Below are 18,114 nucleotides of genomic sequence, written 5' to 3'. Positions count from 1 at the left end.
GTTATCGGGCGCGGCTCGCCATGTATGCATCGTAGTCCGGAATGGAGCGCTCCACCGGACGGTTAAACAGCGGCGAGGCCACCATAAAGTCAGCGGAAATCTGATTGCACGCCACCGGAATGTTCCAAACTGCGGCTATGCGCAGCAACGCTTTGACGTCTGGATCGTGCGGCATGGGTTCGAACGGGTCCCAGAAAAAAATCAGGAAATCGACTTTACCTTCCGTAATCAAAGAACCCACTTGCTGGTCGCCGCCCAACGGGCCACTGATCAAGCGGAGAATATCCAGTCCTGTCGCGTCGCCAATCACTGTGCCGGTCGTCCCTGTCGCGTAGAGGGTGTGCGTTTTCAGAGTATCGCGGTGCTTGCTGCACCAGGCCACCAAATCTTTTTTCTTGTTGTCGTGCGCCACCAGCGCGATCTTTTTGTCACCGGGTAATGTAACGGTCTTGTATTGCATGATCGGGTTCTCTATCAGTTTATAACGACTCGCGGGCCAACGTTTCTGTGATGGTTTCGATCAATGTCGGGCCTTGGTAAATAAAGCCTGTGTACACCTGCACCAGCTTTGCACCCGCGCGCATTTTTTCCAGCGCACTGGCGCCGTCAGTAATACCGCCCACACCAATAATCGGCAGTCGATCTTTCAAGTGAGCGTGCAGGGCCGCGATAACATGGGTACTTTTATCACGCACGGGCAGCCCGCTTAAACCACCGGTTTCCTCACTGTGCGCCAGCCCTTCAACCCCCTCGCGACTAATCGTGGTATTGGTGGCGATCACACCATCCATACCCTGCTCCACCAGGACATTCGCCACCTGTTCAATCGCGACGTCATCCATATCCGGGGCGATCTTGACCGCCAGCGGCACGTAACGGCCTTCCGCTTGATAGTGTGCCTGCTGCTCTGCTTTCAGCCTTTCCAGCATACGCGCCAGGCTATCACCAAACTGCAGGTCACGCAGCCCCGGCGTGTTCGGCGAGGAAATATTGAAGGTGATGTACTGCGCGTGGGCGTACACTTTTTTCATGCATTCAAGGTAATCATCCACGGCGTTTTCCAGCGGCGTGGTGGCATTTTTCCCGATGTTGATACCGAGAATACCGGAATAGCGACGGCGCTTGACCTGCTCCACCAAATGATCCACACCGAGGTTATTGAAACCCATCCGGTTGATGATCGCCTCGCGCTCCGGCAAGCGAAACAGGCGGGGCTGGGGATTGCCTGGCTGTGGACGCGGCGTCACCGTACCAGTTTCCACAAAACCGAAACCCAGTGCGCCCAGCGCATTAAAATAATCGCCGTTTTTATCCAGCCCGGCGGCCAGTCCCAGCGGATTGTCGAAGTGCAGCCCCATCACCTGTACCGGGTTGTAATGCGCTTTCGGTTTCAGTAACGGCAACACCTTCAGCCGCTCGGCCGCGCCCAGCCAATCCAGGCTCAGGTGATGGGCTGTTTCAGGGTTCAGGGAAAACAGGGCTTTTCGGATCAGGGAATACATGGAGTCGCTCGGTACCAGAGGGCTGGTTTCCGGCCGGGTCGCTGCCGGAAAATGGGACAAAGGAAACGGCGCTGATCATACTGGATTTGCGCCGTTTAGTCGATTTTGGTGATGGCGCTGAAGCGATGTTGTTCGTCGAACTCAATGCGAAAACGCCCGCGTATTCCGTCTCTGGTCACATAAGGGCGCAATATTGGAGCGGGAAAGCTGACGCTGCGGCCATCCACACTGTGGGCATACACCAGCTGAGCGCTGCCCTCGTACCAGCGGCGATACTCGTCCGGAGAAATCGAGATATTGACCACCACGGCGCTCACGGCTGATACCAAAGCTCCTGACGATCCAGCGGGGTTTCGGGAGTCAATAACGGATTCTCCAAACGCAACAACGTTCTGTTTTTCAGGTCGGCTCGCTCCAACATATCGCCAAAGTGTGCCATAAACAATCGATCAAACGAACCGTCTTCAATCGCCTTTTCAAGCCCCTGGCGCAACGCTTCAGCCAGCGCGGTATTCTGCTGGCTCACAAAGAAATAATAAGCCGAGGGATAGACCAGTACCAGGTGGGGTTCCACAATGACATCCAGATTCTGAAACAGCGGACGCTCCCCCCATACTTCAGCGACTGAACGCGGAAAATAATCCACTCGCCCGGCGTGCAGCATTCGGTGCATGCCCTCCCAGCTCGGGGTTCGCAACACCTTGAGGCCGTTGCGCTCAAGGATATCCGAGTCCGGCCAATCGTGCCCCTGCACAGCCGTCATCGACTGCAAATCACTCACCGATTCCACTGGCGCAAAGCGATCACGATCCCCCGAGCGCACCAACAGCAGGCGCCAGCCAATCACACCCTTGGTGAGCGGAATTCGCACAGGCTCCAACACCCTCTCCCGCAACGGATTGGCGTTCATCCAGTGCACGTCATACAACCCTTTTGCCACCGACATAACGCTTCGGCTCTCCCGAAAGCTGGACAGGCGCACTGGCTGTAGCTGGTAATTCAAATCACTGTGCCGCAACGCCAACACCAACAGCTCCCGAAAATACCGGGACAGGTTTTGAGAAAAGGTATCCTCCACCCAGGGGTAGCGCACCACGACTGGCGTCTCCTGCACAGCCGCAGCGCGATGGGGCATCGCCATCAGCGACAGGCCGCCAAGCGCGACCAGCCACACGGCGGTGTAAAGTTTCCATGTCCTCAGACGCATACTCTTAATCCGCTGCATTCTAATCTGATGTCCTCGTTCCAAGGCACGCATTGGCTCGCACTACGGCCTTATCCTCAGCCTGAGTCAGCGCCCGCTCGGCACGCTCCAGCGCCAACTGCGCGTGCCGTCTGGCGGCCCGGCTCATGGCCTGGTTATTGAGCGCTTCCAGAGAGCGAAACGCCTTTTGCAGCCTCACGCCCACTTCTACCATACCCGCACCATCCCGCGCGATCGCTGTAAAAGCGTCATCCAGCATATCATCCACATTGAGCTTAGGCACCACAACCCGATCATAGGCGGTCTCCAGCGGTGTCTCGTCCTCGGGCGGCTTAATCCAGAGCGTCAGTAACCGTACCATGGTATTAATCACATCAATCGCGGTGCCAGGGTCGTTGATTCCCGGCGACAACGCCTTATCCGCGATCTCCGACAACGCCACCAGACCAAACCGTGGATCATCCTCGAAGGTGCGATTACGCCCGAGGGTAAAAGCCCGTGCAAACTCGGCCAAATCCTCCTGCGCGACCCCCTCGATAAAGGCCATCGGCCGTTCTGTGCAAACAAAAGTGCCCGGCAGCACCATCAGGGTCACCCGTGCTTCTCGCTCCACCGCTTCATTTTGTAAGGTGGCCACGCTGATGTGCTGCACATACCCTACCTCCGTGCTATACAACGGCAACCCTTGAGGCTCACCCGGCGTCTCATCCAGACCGCACAGTGTGGGCGCTCGGCGGCGCCGCTCCAGCGCCCGTCGGGTCGCCTCCTCCACCTGCGCAATGGTATTACCGAGCCGACCCAGCCGCGCAATACGATCCACCCAACGCACAAACGTTACCACTACCAGGGCAAACACCCACAGCGTCAGCACAAACATGGTGAACAGCCCCGCTTCGCCATAAAAGCTGTTCTTCACCGAGACCAGAGAAATCAGACTGAATATAAAAGCGCCCAGGAAGGCCGAAAGCGCATTCTGGGTCACATCATCGGAAATTACCAAAGGAATGGAACGCGGCGTCGCGCTGGTGCTGGCCGACGCATAGGCCGCCACCATCGAGCCCACCGCCAGCGTGGCAATGGTCAGCATGCTGCTGGCCATTACCGACAGCAGTGATTCCACGGACCCCTCCGCCACCTTCGGCACCAGCTCCGCCAGTCCGGTTCCGTCTGCCAGCTTTGCCACAAACGCGCCGACGATAGACAGCAGACACAGCGCCAGCGGGCGAATCCACAGTTTCTCCTGTAACCGGTCGAACCAAAAACGCCAACGATCAAGAGACAAGGGGGAAAATCGCGCCATAAGCAGTTCTACCAACAGCCATCAAAATACCAGAGAAACACCGCCCAGCGATCAGCAGTGACAACAGTTTGAGAGAATATTTAGCGGGGCCAAAAACATCAAGCGGCTTTCATAGGTCGCGCACACCAAGCGCACATCGTGACAAGTCTCTCCTCAGGCACACAACGCAACTTGCAACCTCTCCATATAGCTATAGATCAAGTATTGACCTAGCGAAACACCCGTATTTAAATCGGCTTATCGGTGGCTCCATTCACCACCCTAAGATGTGCTATTGCGCCAGAAAACAATTATACCCTCTGAAAAATAATAAAATGACCTGTATTTTTTGTGAGATCGCCGCAAACAGATCTCCCTGCCATAAAATCTGGGAAGATGAGGTACATCTGGTCTTTCTGCCCATTTTCCCCAATACTGTAGGGTTCTCGGTGGTTATACCCAAGCACCATATTTCAAGTTATTTATTCGCCCAAAGAGATGACGTAATGACCGCTTGACGTTGGCTTCAAAGCGCGTGGTGTTGTTGTTGGACAATGCACTCGAAGGGGTTGCCCGAACAAAGATGATGTTTAAAGGCTATGGAGTAGACCACTTACATTCGAAACTGTTTCCCATGCACGGGACCGGTGAGAATTCAGGCTTCAGGCCAATCTCTTCCAGAGTGGACAAGTATATTGAACGTTACGAGGGGTACATTTCCTCTCACGATTATAAGCGCGCCGACGATGAAGCGTTGGCGCAGTTGGCTGCACGTATCAGGGTCCATTCAAACGAATCACACCTTAACTAGTTGGGTCTGAATCAATCACTCTGGCCACAGAGGCTACCATGTTAAGAGTGGCCAAACCGAGCGACGCAGAATCCATCGGAAAAGTCAGAGTCGACGCCTGGCGAGCGGCCTATAAAGCGTTTATGCCTCAGGAATTTCTCGACAACCTCGACGCTGCAACGAACCTGTCAGAACTGAAAAACCGCTTATCGTCTCAAAGCCCGGCATTTACGGTGTCTGTAGCGGAAGACCAGGGAACAGTGTGGCTTTCTCCATTATTGGTCGGCCTCGCTATGAGGCCTCACCGGAGACACTAGAGCTGTGGGCGGTCAATGTTCTCCCCAGGTTCTGGCAGCGAGGTATTGGCAGCCGTCTGGTTGAGCGAGCTATTCGTTATGCGGCGTCTAAGGGCTTTAATAGGTTGGAGCTTTGGTGTATCGAAGGCAACCTGCCCGCCGAAAGGACTTACAAAAAGCTGGGTTTCCGTGCATCTGCTCACCGAAGGTCCTCATCGAACATAACCGGACATACACTGCATGAAACTCACTATATAAAAACCATTTCTCGTTAGAAACCGTTATTAAAAAATAGAATATAAAGAAATATTTTAATTCCAAATTCATTGAACGAAGTGTGTCTTCTTAGTTGACGCCAGCGAGTTCAAATACGACAATTCTGTAACCGATTACAACAATAAATTTGATGCTCTGAAGTTGAGCAGTTTGATTGTCCCCTGAAAGGTAGATCCTCCATTGATTCGATGCCAATGTTCTTGGATCCTTTCTCGACCAAAAAAGTAACCGGTTACAACGTAGTTGGTCGCTCTGAATGGCTCACCCGCAGCAGCATGTGTCATGCCGAGCGAGAAGTTAAGGTGAATCCAATAATAATGTTTGAGGTGAATAATGATAATTGCAAAAACACGCCAGGTGCTGCTCTCTACTCTATGCGCGGCCAGTGTTACCCTGTCACTTGTTGGCTGCGGTGGCGAACCTGATTTAAACACTGAAACAGCCACTTACACCCCTGAGGAGCGACCTCTAGGCGTCATTGCCGGTGACGGTGGCGAGTATGCCCCCGGGGCGCAGGTGACTTTGTCCGGCCGACTTGTCGGCACCGTTCAAGACGAAACCATCCGTTGGTCACAAACGGCAGGCACCGCCGTAGAGCCAGAGGATTGGCGCTCACCCGAACTGACCTTCTACGCGCCTATGGTCGAAGCGATTGAATCGCTGAAATTTCAAATTGAAGCGCTGGATGGTGATGGCGAAGTTATTGAGAACGATGACGGCGAGCCACTAATGGACGAAGTGGAAGTTCTGGTGTACGACCCGAATGAGCTGGTGATTTACACCGTTGACAACCCCGATATTGTGCAACTGAACAGTGTAAACCTAGTGGGCGAAGGCAATGATGCTTATATTAGCGGTGCGCATAGTGAGCGCCATACCGCTGATTTTACCCCGGGTGCGTCGGCGGTTTTCAGAATTGAACTTACGGCTGAAGACGCGGGTTTTTACACACTTTATTCTCGCTTCGCCATTCCTTCAAGTTATGGCGGAAAAGTGGCAGGGATAGAGGTCAACGGCATCGCTTACGAAGTGGAAGTAAATGCGGCGGGTAGTTGGGGAGATTACCGCGTGGGCACTATCTCCCTGCAAGAAGGTGAAAACCTGATCAGGATCGGCGGTGGCTGGGACTACTACCGCTTTGACAGCCTATCAATGATTGCTGCCCCCGCTCCTGCGGGCCCTCAGTCGGTCACGAGCTCTCTGGTCAATCCCAATGCCTCCGATGGGGCCTTGAAACTGATGGAGTTTCTTACTTCCCATTATGGATCGGCCACTGTCTCTGGTCAGACGGAGTATCTGGAGAAAGGCAACGAAGGCGAGTTCGAGCTGACGGAGTTTGAAAAAGTCGTAACAGCTACTGGCGATGATGCACCAGCCATTGTCGCATTCGATTTGATGGACTTTTCCTCCTCCCGCACCGCAAACGGCACTGACCCCTACGGCATGTCGGAATTCATGATTGCCGAGCATCAGAGTAAAAATATCATTCTTTCCGCACTCTGGCACTGGAACGCCCCCACCGATTTGATCGATAGCGAGGAGCAGCCCTGGCACAAAGGCTTCTACGCCGAAGCGACCACCTTTGATCTGGCGGCGGCACTGGCTGACGACAATAGCACCGAATACGCCGCCTTGATGGGTGACATCGACATTATTGCCGACGAACTGAAAAAGTTTGACGATGCCGGCATTCCCATTTTATGGCGACCTCTACACGAAGCCGAAGGTGCGTGGTTCTGGTGGGGCGCTGCCGGTCCGGAGGCACTTAAAGAATTGTGGGTGATTCTTTACGACCGACTGACCAACGACCATCAACTGCATAACCTCATCTGGGTCTATACCCATGCAGGAGAAATCAACGAAGACTGGTACCCCGGAGATAACTATGTCGACATCGTGGGTTACGACGGTTACGACGGCAATAACGATGAAAACCCGTTTGCGTCGCGTTACGAAACCTTGCTAAGCCAACACGACGGCGAAAAACTGATTGCGTTAACAGAAACTGGCACCATCCCCAACGTGTCCATCATGCATGAAAACAATGCGTGGTGGGCGTTCTACATCACCTGGAATTCAAGCGATGCAGAAACAGGCTATGGCCCGGACAATCAAAGTAACGAGATCATTGATGCCAACTATGCGCAGGAAAGCGTCATCAACCTCGCCGAAGTTCCCGTGCCCTCAGTCACGGTAAGCGCCGGAATTTACGACGACTTTGAAAGCGCCGAGATTATGACGGGCTGGGAATTTCAGGTGAACTGGAGCCCGGCAGAGGGGCTCGCGCTCTCATCGGATTGGGCGGCTGAAGGTAGCCAATCGCTGTCGGGCACGACGCAGTTGGAAGAGGGAGACGATAACATCATTCTTCAAACCTACCCCACCGGCGGTCTCTTGCTGGATGGCGTTAGCACCGTGCGATTGATCGCCCACGCGGAAGCGGCTGGCCCGGACCTCAAGGTAAAACTATGGGCTAAAGATCAGGATGGAGCCTGGGCAGATGGAGGCGAGGTAGACGCGGATTCCGGGGACGTAGAGCTGACACTGGACATTTCCGCGTGGACCGAACTTAGCGGATTGGGGGTCCAGTTTATTAGCCCTGATAACGCCGACAGCGAATCCACTTATTACATTGACCAAGTCGAATTCCTCGAATAATCGACTAATCATTGATACTCGGTAAATGTCTCCCGGTGGCTATCAGCCCGGGAGACACCTCAAAATAACGAATTTAATAAGAAGGACAAATTTATGTCTTTTCCACGTAAAAATTTCAAGCGCAACCTGCTGTCCGTTGGCGTACTTGCCGGCATGATGCCATTGTCGAGTGTCGTGCTGGCACAGGGTTCTTACAATGAAGATCCCGCTATGCTCGAGGAGATCACGGTCACAGGCATTCGTAGCTCCATTCGCCAGTCGATGGACATTAAGCGGGATTCAGGATCTGTAGTGGATGCAATTACCGCCACAGACATTGGTAAGCTACCGGACGCAACTATCGCCGACTCACTTCAGCGAGTGCCAGGCATACAGATTACCCGCTCCGGAGGGGAAGGAGCGACGGTCAACATTCGCGGCAATGGCAACGTAACTACGACGCTGAATGGTGAGCAGATGCTGTCAGCCGGGTCGGTCACCACCGTGACTCCCGACTTTGCCGATATACCCTCTACGATGGTGTCGGGCATCGAAGTGTTAAAATCCTCTCAAGCTAAGAATGTGGTGTCCGGCCTCGCCGGTACCATTAACCTGAAAACCACCCGTCCGTTTATGCTGAATGAAGGCTGGACGGCCTCGGGTAAAGCCGACGTTACGCAAGGATCAATGGGTGAGGAAACGGACCCCTCAGCCTCGGGTTTTATCGGTTTTAACAATGGTGACCGCTTCGGGGCCACATTGAATATTTCCTACGGTGAGTCCTACCTGGCGGATTATAATAACGGGGCACAGGGAGAGGGTTGGTCTTTCAATGCTACCGAGGCGAGTAATTTTGTACAGGACAATGTCGATGTCAACGGCGATGGTGACAGTAATGATGTGTACTATGCCCGGCAAGGACATATGGCGAGCAACCGTTTTATTGACCGGGAGCGAACGGGCATTAACGGTTCCATTCAATTTCAGATCAATGATGCTTTTGAGCTGACCGGCGATGTATTCTACACAAAAATGGATGAACACCATTACGCCGCCGGTTTTGTAGCCGCTCAAGCCTGGCAGGCAGAGACCGGGTGGTTCACACCGAACGACAACGGCACCACTGAATACCCGAACATCATCAGTGGCGACCAGGATGGCGAACGAGTGTACGAACAGCTGGATGGCAATTATTACACCATTCAGTCTGGCGACTACCAGTCCCGTGTGACAAAAACACACAATCAGACCTGGGCCGTTGACAAAGAGGCGCTCAACACCAATCTGGAGTTGAGCTATGATAATGGCGGTGCCTTTAGAGGCACGGTACGCTGGACCTTTGGTGACGCAACCAACAACATTTCCCGCAGTGTTATCGATGGGTACATCAATTCCGGTGCACAAGTGGGAGCCGAGTATGTCAGTGTGGGTGGCGAGCGCATCAGCGACGTAAACCCATGGGGTTATGTCGGTGTTGACGCTACACTTCCCGATGGCACTCCAGTTCCAGACTCCTACACTCAGATTCCCATAGGTGTTGGTTACAGCTCTGGAACTCAACACTGGAGCTTACCGACCATGACCGGCATCGATCAGGATGGCAATGAGTACAGCGAAGCCTTCGGTAGCAACCTGGACCGCTATAGTCTAACGTCTACCAACTTGTACGGTGAAGACACTCACGCTGAAATGAACGTGTTTCGCGCTGACGGTTCTTTGGATTTCGATATCCGATGGGTGCCCAGTATAGACTTTGGTGTGCGTCACGGCGTGCGTGAGGTGGAGAAGCGAGGCTGGATTGGCGGCGTGGCGAAAACCAATCAGTACGGCGATGCTTTCCTTTCGCGCTGGAAGGACTCCGCCAGTCAGGCACCCCAAACGGGCGAATCGTTCATTGAACCAATTTCATTCACCGATTTGAATGAAAAAGGCATGATTACGCAAATTTCCGACTTCCAGGGAACCCGTGGTTTGGGAGCGCTGTACTTTGTTGACCCGGAAGCCATGTCTGATCCGCTGGCTTGGCACAACGACCTCTACGGCGTCAATGTTCAAGTGCCGGATGCAGCCAATGTGTATGACCTTGAGGAGACAACGCAATCGGTCTATCTCCAGGCTAATCTGCAAGGTGATCTGCTCGGCCTCCCCTTTACCGGGAATATCGGCGTTCGTTATATAGAGACGGAGTTTGATATTCTGCAAAGCGAAGCCGTCATGGGTGATACCGCAACATTTAACGGGCAGGAGTATATTATTCCCGGTGCACTTGGAATATTGGCGCCCGACGGCAATCGTATCAACACGGTCACTAGCTACGATAACTTCCTGCCCGCATTTAACATGGCCTTCGAGTTATCCGAAGACCAGATTCTGCGACTGTCGGCCACCAAAACCGTCTCCACTCACAACACCGATATGCTGGCCGGGGGCCTGACCGTTAACCGTATCCTGGCTTGTAATATCCAAGAGGCCGATGGCTCCAATGTTTTTTGTGCTACAGGCGGTAGCCAGCAGGGCAACCCTCTGCTGGAGCCCAACCAAAACACCAATGCTGAAATGTCCTATGAGTGGTACTTCAGCGATACAGGCATGTTTAACGTTGGTGTCTTCTGGGTGCAGCAGAATACCGGTTTCCGCACCCGCGAGATTGAGCGCGATGACATCACCGATACCGACGGCAAAGTCCGTGGCTTTGATCTTGAAACCGGCGAGCTGACGGGTACTGTGCCGATTTCCACGACCACCACAGTGGATGAAACCTCCTATACACGTGGCGCCGAAATCGGGTATCAGCAAGCTTTTGATTTCTTGCCCGGATTCTGGAGTGGTTTCGGCATCTCTGCCAACTATACCTACTCGCCCAGTAGCAGCAACGAAACGGACTACTATGGTAACTCTCTGCCGGGTGGTGGCAACTCGGAGCATCAATCCAACTTTGCTCTTTGGTATGAGTACGGCGGCTTGCAGGCGCGTATCGCACACAACTATCGAAGCAAGATGTTTGACTACGTAAAGGTTGAGGGTAATTACCGGTTCGCGCGATATTACGCACCGACCAACTACGTGGATGCATCTCTCAGTTATGAAATCAATGATCACGTCAAAATCAACCTACAAGCGGTCAATCTGACAGAGGAGTATCAAGAGGTGTACTTCCAATGGGAATCTAACGTCGATCAACGCTTCCATAACGAACGCCGGCTGACGTTGGGCTTACAGGTGGACCTGTAGTCAAAACAGTCCGAATCCGCTCATTGATACGGTGAGCATTTCTGAAAAATCCACCCGCTATCCAGTGGGTGGATTTTCGTAGGCACTTGCTATTCCTTCAACCACCCATTCGCCACCGCCTCCTCGACTCTATTTGCCATCCAGCGGTGCAGTGCAGGGATTTCATCCGCGATAAAGGCGTGCGCCGCCAGCACCTGGGATTTGGCCACGCCGTTTTCGATCCACGCCCTGCCCTGGCTGTTCACGTTCAGCATAAACGGTAAAAGACGGTCGACGACTTTCAGCAGGCGGGTTTCCTTGCCGGTGCCGGTTTCCTGTTCATCCCAGAGCGGCACAAAGTCGTGAGCCGGATTGCCCGGATGTTCACCAAAGCGGAGCACGCATTCACGCTCGGGGCCGGCGGCGTCTTTGCGCGCCGCACTGTAAAGAAAGGTATCTCCGGCGTCCACTTCACCCACGTCATGTACCAATGCCATTTTTAGCAGCGCTTCCATATCGTAGTCGTCGTCCAGAAACTCCGACAGCGTCCAGCAAGCCATGGCGAGATGCCAGGAATGCTCGGCGGAGTTTTCCAGACGGGTGCCGCCTTGTATGTAACTGCGACGGTTGACGGTTTTCAATGCGTCCAGTTCGCTCAGATAGTGGGCAAACGCGGAAACCTGATCGGCGTTCATAGGCTCAGTCGAAGTCCTGCTGTTCCATCCAGGGGATGATTCTCTCAAAGGCTTTTTCAATGTTTTCAATGGAGGTGGAATAACTCAGGCGCAGAGAGTTGGCACAGCTGCTGCCGAAAGTCTCGCCGGGAATGGTGCACACGCCGGTTTCTTTCAGCAGGCGCAAGGCGACGTTGGTTCCATTGGCGCCTTCGGGCAGCGAGGGAAACAGGTAGAAGGCGCCTTCGGGTTTATAGCCGGTCAAATGCGGCGTTTGCTCCACCAGTTCGACTAACCGGTCGCGGCGCTGGGTGTACTCATTGAGCATATAGTTAATGAATTCATTGCTGCCATGCAGCGCTTCAACACCCGCCCATTGGCATGGGGTATTGGCCACCGTCGTGGTAAACATATGGTATCGGCGCAGCTTTTTGATGGCGCCCTGGCTGCCAATCAGCCAGCCGATCCGCATACCTGCCATGCTGTAGGTTTTGGAAAAGCTGCTGGCCACCATGACATGGTCCAGGTCACTGCAGCAAGACAGTACCGACGGATAAGTTTTACCGTCGTAAATCAGGTGGTCGTACACTTCGTCGCTAATGATTTGAATACCCCGGTAAGCCGCCTCTTCAACAATGGCCTCCAACGTCTCGCGCGGGTAAACGGTGCCGGTAGGGTTACTGGGCGAATTCAGTACGATGCCGTAGGTGTGCGGTTCAATCGCATCGATCACTTCCTGCGGATCGATCTGATGATTGTTTTCGGCGCGGGTGGGAATCTCCGTCACTTCCCCTCCGTTCATGCGTATCAGCGGTGAATACAGCATAAAGGCCGGATCGGGCACGATAAAGTGCCGACCCGGTGCCGAGACGGCCGTCAACGCGAGGTACAGCGCTTCGGTGGCTCCGGTGGTGATCATGATGTTCTCGGGACTCAGAGTCCGTTGGTAACGCTCACCGTAATAAATCGCCAGGGATTCCAGCAGTTCCGGCAAGCCGGCATCCATGGTGTAACCCGTCTGCCCGCGCTGCATCGCTTCCACCGCCGCATTTACCACGTTTTGCGGGGCGGGCAAATCCGGTTGCCCGATGGATAAATGAATCACGTCCTCCAGATTGGACGCGAGGTTCACCATTTTGCGAATCCCGGGAATCGGCATGGTCATCAGGGCCGGGTTCCAAATGGGATCCTCGGACTCGTAGAACTCGAAATCCATATTGCTCAGTGGCATCGGTACTCTCTCCTCAACGTCAGGACATCAGCGCTGGACGACGATTAGTCAAATCGTTGGCCTGTTGATAGGCATGGCCCGCTTGCAGCACCAACGCATCGTTAAAGCGTGCACCGACGAGCTGTAACCCGATGGGCAAACCGTTGCTGTCGAATCCGCAGGGAACGGACAGGCCCGGTTGCCCTGTCATGTTGAATGGGTAGGTAAACGGCGTCCAGGTTGGCCAGCGAGTGGTCGGCCAATCTTCCGGCACTTCCCGACCGGTTTTGAAGGCGGTAATTGGCAGTGTGGGCGTCAACAGCAGATCGTACTTCTGATGAAAGTTGGCCATACGCTCGCGCAGCGCCATGGACTCGTTCACCGCGCCCATATAATCCAGCATGGAAAGACGGCTGGCTTTCTCGGCAACCTTGACGAGTTCCGGGTCCATGTTCTCGCGTTTTTTATTGCCCAGGTCACGCATCGCGTTGGCCGCGCCACCGTAGAACAGGTGGCCGAATGCAGGCAGAGGATCACTGAAGCCGGGATCGCAACGCACGATTTCCGCGCCCAGTTCCTTGAACACATCCACGGCCTTGGCGACGGCGGCTTCCACTTCGGGATCGACATCCACATAACCGAGATTGGGGCTGTAGGCAATTTTCAGCCCCTTGATACTGCGCCCCAAATTAGCCATGTAGTCGATGTGCCGACGCGGCACCGCGTTGGTATCGCGGTGATCGGATTCGGCCAGGACGTTCATCATCAGTGCGCAGTCTTCCACGGTCCAGGTCATCGGGCCAGCGTGGGCCAGTGTGCCAAACGGGCTGGCCGGCCAGTGTGGCACTTCACCAAAAGAGGGTTTCAGCCCCACGATGCCGCAGAACGAGGCGGGAATACGGATGGAACCACCGGCATCGGTACCGAGAGCCAGCGGTGCCATCCCCAGCGCTACTGCCACGCCGCTACCGCCGCTGGAACCGCCGGAGGTCTTGTCGGGGTTCCAGGGGTTATTGGTCACACCATCAATGGGGTTGTCCGTCACGCCTTTCCAGCCGAACTCCGGCGTGGTGGTTTTGCCGATGGGCACGTAGCCATGTCGGGCCATAGCGGCGGTGGACGGCGCGGATTTGTTCAACGTGGAGTCCGGATCGACGGTTTTGGAGCCTTTGACGGTAGGCCACATGGGTGTGAGGAACACATCCTTCACCGCCACCGGCACCCCATCCAGTGAACCCTGCGTCTGCCCCTGACTGTACCGCTGCTCTGAGGCCTTGGCCAGTTCCAGAGTGGTCTCCCTGTCCACCAGGCAAAAGCCATTGGTGGCACCGTCCACTCTCTCGATTTGATCAAGCATGGCGGTGGAAACTTCAACTGGGGACAGGGTTTTGTCCCGGTATTGCTCCAGCAGTTGCACAGCGGTCATACGCAGGATGTCTTGGCTCATGGACGTCTCCTCAATGGCTCACCAGGTTGTCGAGTGTGTCGCCCGCCTGCCAGCGTGCGAAGTTGGCCGTAAACTGTTCGCCGAGTGCGCGTCGCCAGCCAACAAAGTCACCGGCCATGTGGGCGGACATCATCACGTTGGGTTTATCCCACAATGGGTGATCTTCCGGTAGAGGTTCCTGCTCGAACACATCCAGCGCCGCGCCCGCTAACGGCCCGCGATCCAACGCGGACAGCAACGCATCGGTTTGCACAATCGGTCCACGCCCCACATTGATCAGACACGCTGAAGGCTTCATGGCGTTGAACAGCGCCTCGTCAAACAGTCCTTCAGTATCGGACGTCAGCGGTGCCGTAATGACGACATAATCGGCATGGGCGATTCGTTCGTGGATACGCGACTGCTCATGGACTTTTACAAAACCTTCCACGTCCCGCTCAGTGCGGGCAATGCCCTCCACTTCCAGACCAGCGGCGCTGAGCAACCGGGCCACGGTCGTGCCGATGGAGCCCGCGCCCACGATCAGTGCGCGCTGCTTTTCGATCAGTCTTGTCTCGCGATGTTGCCAACGATGCTGACTCTGATAATGCACATTGCCCAACGTATCTTTAGCGAATAAGAGAATGGCTCCCAACACATACTCTGCAATACCACGGTTGAAAATGCCCCGTGCATTGGTGATGGGTATGTCGCTGTCACGCAGCGCCGGGAACATCAACGCGTCGACACCCGCACTGGTGGCGTGGACCCAGCGAATGCTGGTCTTCGACGGCCAGACACGTTCAATCATGCCAGAACGGAAGTCGGTCACCACCAGAATATCGGCACGGGTAAGGCCCGCTTTCAGCGAGACTTCATCGCGTATATGAGTCACAGTGACCGTTTCCGGCAAATCATCAAGGCCCGGCAAATCCGGCTCATCATCAGCGGTGAGGATCAATACTTCTGTCATGACTTTATTTCTCGTCCTCGATGCCTTCCAGTACGCACCCGAACACATCCGTCGCTTCATTAATCTGTTCTTCCGTTACGACTAACGGTGGGAGCCAGCGAATGATCTGTCCACTAGTGCCGCATCGCAGCAGTAACAGTCCGCGCTCTTCCGCGGCTTTGGCGATTCGCTCGGCAATGTCACCCCGGGGCCGGTCCGGACTGTGGGCAATTTCCATACCCAGCATTAAACCGCGTCCACGTAAATCATCAATCCAGGCGTATTCCTTTTGGTACGCTTCCAGACGTTCGCCCAGTTGTTGTCCGCGCTTGGCGGCATTCTCTACCAGCTTTTCTTTTTCCACGACCTCAAGGGTTGCCAGTGCCGCCGCGCAGGCCACTGCGTTAGCCCCGTAGGTTCCCCCTTGGGAACCGGCCAGCCCTTTGCTCATCAAGGACTCGGACGCGGCGATAGCAGACAGCGGAAAGCCGCTGGCCAGACCCTTGGCGGTGATCACAATATCGGGCTGAATGCCGGACCGTGTATGACTCCAGAAGTCTCCGGTACGCCCATAGCCCGCCTGAATTTCATCGGCGATCAACAGGATTCCGTGCTGTTTGCAGCGCTCCGCGATGCCTTGCAAAAAAGCATCGGGCGCTGGGTAGTAACCGTACTCGCCCTGCACCGGCTCAATCATCATGGCGGCGGTGTCGCTGGGAGCGCTGTGGGTTTTGAGGATTTCGTCAAGCTCACGAAGACAGAAATCCACGGCGGTTTTTTCGTCCCAACCGTAACGGTAGGCATGTGGAAATGGCGAAGTAACCACGCCACCCATCATCGGATGAAATCCGGTGCGCACTTTGGTGCCCGATGTTGTCAGCGACGCAGCACCCATGGTGCGTCCGTGGAAGCCACCGTGAAACGTGAGAATGTTGGCACGACCCGTCGCATGGCGTGCGAGGCGTAGCGCCATCTCCACGGCTTCGGAACCGGAGTTGCTGAAAGCGACGGAGTCCAGTCCCTTGGGCATTTTTTTCACCAGCCGATCGGTAAGTGTGAGCATGGGCTCGTGGGTGACCGTGGTGTACTGCGCGTGGATCACTTTGGCGACTTGTGCCTGTGCGGCTTTAACCACGTCGGGGTGGCTGTGACCGGTGCTGGTAACCCCGATGCCGGAGGTGAAATCGAGATAGCGTTTGCCATTGGTGTCGTAGAGCCAGGCGCCTTCGCCGCTATCGACACAGACTTTGCTGGATTGTTTCAGGAGGGGTGAGAGGTGGCTCATTAGCGTTTTCTCCTGTGGCTTTCTGTGACTTTCTGTGGCTTTAAGGGTTTTTACTCTGACCGTTCAGCACTTACTTTGTGAGGCCAGTCATAAAACGTGTGAGGCGGGAGCCGGGCATGGCGGACCGGAACACGCAACCAGTACGTCCCTGTAGCTCGACTGCTGCTCCCGGCAGCAGACGGTTCCGGTCCGCCATGCCCGGCTCCCTTCGCATTTAGGCGCTTTCCCTGATGCGGCGTAGAATCGTATGGGTAATCTCTTCGGTACTTCTTTGCTTGCTGTCTGTACTTTGCATATCCTGCGCCACGGCGTTTCTGAGGGCTTCTGCCGCTTTACCAAGATCGAGCCAGTCGAGCATCATGGCGGTGGTGAGGAGCATGGCGGTCGGGTTGGCGATGCCCTGCCCGGCAATATCGGGAGCGCTGCCATGCGTCGGCTCGAACAGTGCCGGTAGTGTCTTGTCGGCCGGGTTGATATTGCACGAGGGGGCGACGCCGAGACCGCCGGCGAGCACGGCCGCAAGGTCCGTCAGTATGTCACCGTGAAGGTTACTGGCGACAACAACATCAAATTGCCACGGGCTCTGCACGAATTTCATGCAGGCCGCATCGATCAGTTCATGGTGTACACCAACTCCCGGATATTCTCCGGCCAGTTGGTCAAATACCTCGGTATACATGTCGCCCCAGTGCGGTTGGGCATTGCGTTTGGTAATAAGACAAACCTGCGCCGTTGCTATGCGATCACGATCACATTGATAGTCCCGGGTTTCACCATTGTGTTTGCGGCGCCGCTGTCGCTCTTGCGCTCTTTCAAAGGCGTGGCGGATGATGCGCTCAGCGGCGCGACGGGTGAAAATCTCAAGCTGACTCGCCACTTCATCAATGCTGCCGGCACGCAGTCGGCCGCCCTGATTAATGTATTCACCCTCGCTGTTTTCACGAATCACGAGCATGTCGACCTCCCGTGCTCTCGGGTCGGCCAGGTATTGCGGCGCGCCCGGCAGCAGCCGTGCGGGTCGTTCACACGCCCAGAGGTCCAACCCTTTGCGGAACGTCAGCAAAGGGGCGAGCGAAACACTGTCGGACAAACGATAACGCTCGGGATCATTCGCCGGGCCGGGGTCCCCCAGGGCACCAAGCAGCAAGGCGTCGTAACCGTTCCTTTTCAGTTGCTCCAGGCCATCGTCGGGCATCATTTGCCCGTGTTCGCGATGCCAGCCGGTCGATGGCCAGCCCAGCTGTTCCCAGCTGAGCGGCAACTGGTAGTGATCGCGCAACGCCGCCAGCACCTGTTCGGCGGCGGCCATCACTTCCAGGCCAATACCGTCTCCGGGCATCAGGGCCAACTTGATGGATTGAGCCGCCATACGC

At 55.2% G+C, this 18,114-nt stretch carries 14 protein-coding genes; 3 read left to right on the top strand and 11 right to left on the bottom strand.

Annotation, left to right across the window (positions count from 1 at the left end):
• Nucleotide 1: 1 nt before the first annotated feature.
• From ACQCLF_RS11370 to ACQCLF_RS11350, 5 genes are all read right to left on the bottom strand, one after another.
• Entirely contained in the window at nucleotides 2-460 is a 459-nt protein-coding gene (locus ACQCLF_RS11370; RefSeq protein WP_426987332.1) for a methylglyoxal synthase, read from the bottom strand.
• Between the two features lie 19 nt (nucleotides 461-479).
• The gene (locus tag ACQCLF_RS11365; RefSeq protein WP_426987330.1) at nucleotides 480-1,502 is read right to left on the bottom strand and encodes a quinone-dependent dihydroorotate dehydrogenase; all 1,023 of its coding nucleotides are present in this window, start codon (nucleotides 1,500-1,502) and stop codon (nucleotides 480-482) included.
• A 95-nt stretch (nucleotides 1,503-1,597) separates the two neighbouring features.
• Nucleotides 1,598-1,819 (bottom strand): DUF2835 domain-containing protein, encoded by a 222-nt coding sequence (locus ACQCLF_RS11360; protein ID WP_426987328.1) that lies wholly within the window; start codon nucleotides 1,817-1,819, stop codon nucleotides 1,598-1,600.
• On the bottom strand, nucleotides 1,816-2,709 hold the full coding sequence (locus ACQCLF_RS11355; RefSeq protein WP_426987326.1) for a substrate-binding periplasmic protein: 894 nt from the start codon (nucleotides 2,707-2,709) through the stop codon (nucleotides 1,816-1,818). The genes ACQCLF_RS11360 and ACQCLF_RS11355 overlap by 4 nt, the downstream gene beginning before the upstream one ends.
• A gap of 19 nt (nucleotides 2,710-2,728) precedes the next feature.
• Nucleotides 2,729-4,006: a DUF2254 domain-containing protein gene (locus ACQCLF_RS11350; protein WP_426987324.1), complete on the bottom strand. Its 1,278-nt coding sequence runs from the start codon at nucleotides 4,004-4,006 to the stop codon at nucleotides 2,729-2,731.
• A gap of 1,031 nt (nucleotides 4,007-5,037) precedes the next feature.
• On the opposite strand from ACQCLF_RS11350, the gene ACQCLF_RS11345 reads away from it, so the two are divergent.
• The 3 genes from ACQCLF_RS11345 to ACQCLF_RS11335 all read left to right on the top strand — a co-directional run bounded on the left by ACQCLF_RS11345 (nucleotide 5,038) and on the right by ACQCLF_RS11335 (nucleotide 11,215).
• Nucleotides 5,038-5,346: a GNAT family N-acetyltransferase gene (locus ACQCLF_RS11345; RefSeq protein ID WP_426987322.1), complete on the top strand. Its 309-nt coding sequence runs from the start codon at nucleotides 5,038-5,040 to the stop codon at nucleotides 5,344-5,346.
• A gap of 334 nt (nucleotides 5,347-5,680) precedes the next feature.
• Nucleotides 5,681-8,005, top strand: a complete 2,325-nt coding sequence (locus ACQCLF_RS11340; RefSeq protein ID WP_426987320.1) for a glycosyl hydrolase — start codon at nucleotides 5,681-5,683, stop codon at nucleotides 8,003-8,005.
• A gap of 93 nt (nucleotides 8,006-8,098) precedes the next feature.
• Nucleotides 8,099-11,215 (top strand): TonB-dependent receptor, encoded by a 3,117-nt coding sequence (locus ACQCLF_RS11335; protein WP_426987318.1) that lies wholly within the window; start codon nucleotides 8,099-8,101, stop codon nucleotides 11,213-11,215.
• Between the two features lie 89 nt (nucleotides 11,216-11,304).
• Here ACQCLF_RS11335 and ACQCLF_RS11330 read toward each other — a convergent pair whose 3' ends face one another.
• From ACQCLF_RS11330 to ACQCLF_RS11305, 6 genes are all read right to left on the bottom strand, one after another.
• Nucleotides 11,305-11,889 (bottom strand): HD domain-containing protein, encoded by a 585-nt coding sequence (locus ACQCLF_RS11330; RefSeq protein WP_426987316.1) that lies wholly within the window; start codon nucleotides 11,887-11,889, stop codon nucleotides 11,305-11,307.
• 4 nt (nucleotides 11,890-11,893) lie between these two features.
• Nucleotides 11,894-13,099: a pyridoxal phosphate-dependent aminotransferase gene (locus ACQCLF_RS11325; protein ID WP_426987314.1), complete on the bottom strand. Its 1,206-nt coding sequence runs from the start codon at nucleotides 13,097-13,099 to the stop codon at nucleotides 11,894-11,896.
• A gap of 19 nt (nucleotides 13,100-13,118) precedes the next feature.
• The gene (locus ACQCLF_RS11320; protein WP_426987312.1) at nucleotides 13,119-14,525 is read right to left on the bottom strand and encodes an amidase; all 1,407 of its coding nucleotides are present in this window, start codon (nucleotides 14,523-14,525) and stop codon (nucleotides 13,119-13,121) included.
• Between the two features lie 10 nt (nucleotides 14,526-14,535).
• Nucleotides 14,536-15,477, bottom strand: coding sequence for a D-2-hydroxyacid dehydrogenase (locus ACQCLF_RS11315; RefSeq protein WP_426987310.1), 942 nt, complete (start codon nucleotides 15,475-15,477; stop codon nucleotides 14,536-14,538).
• Between the two features lie 4 nt (nucleotides 15,478-15,481).
• Nucleotides 15,482-16,741 carry an aspartate aminotransferase family protein gene (locus ACQCLF_RS11310; RefSeq protein ID WP_426987308.1) on the bottom strand — a complete coding sequence of 420 codons (1,260 nt, stop codon included), beginning with the start codon at nucleotides 16,739-16,741 and terminating at the stop codon, nucleotides 15,482-15,484.
• Nucleotides 16,742-16,955: 214 nt separating this feature from the next.
• Nucleotides 16,956-18,110 carry an isocitrate/isopropylmalate dehydrogenase family protein gene (locus ACQCLF_RS11305; RefSeq protein WP_426987306.1) on the bottom strand — a complete coding sequence of 385 codons (1,155 nt, stop codon included), beginning with the start codon at nucleotides 18,108-18,110 and terminating at the stop codon, nucleotides 16,956-16,958.
• Nucleotides 18,111-18,114: the final 4 nt, after the last annotated feature.

Source organism: Marinimicrobium sp. ARAG 43.8 (assembly GCF_050113635.1).
Taxonomy (GTDB): domain Bacteria; phylum Pseudomonadota; class Gammaproteobacteria; order Pseudomonadales; family Cellvibrionaceae; genus Marinimicrobium.
Note: the sequence above shows the minus strand (reverse complement) of the source record. Positions and strands in the feature narration are given on the sequence as shown.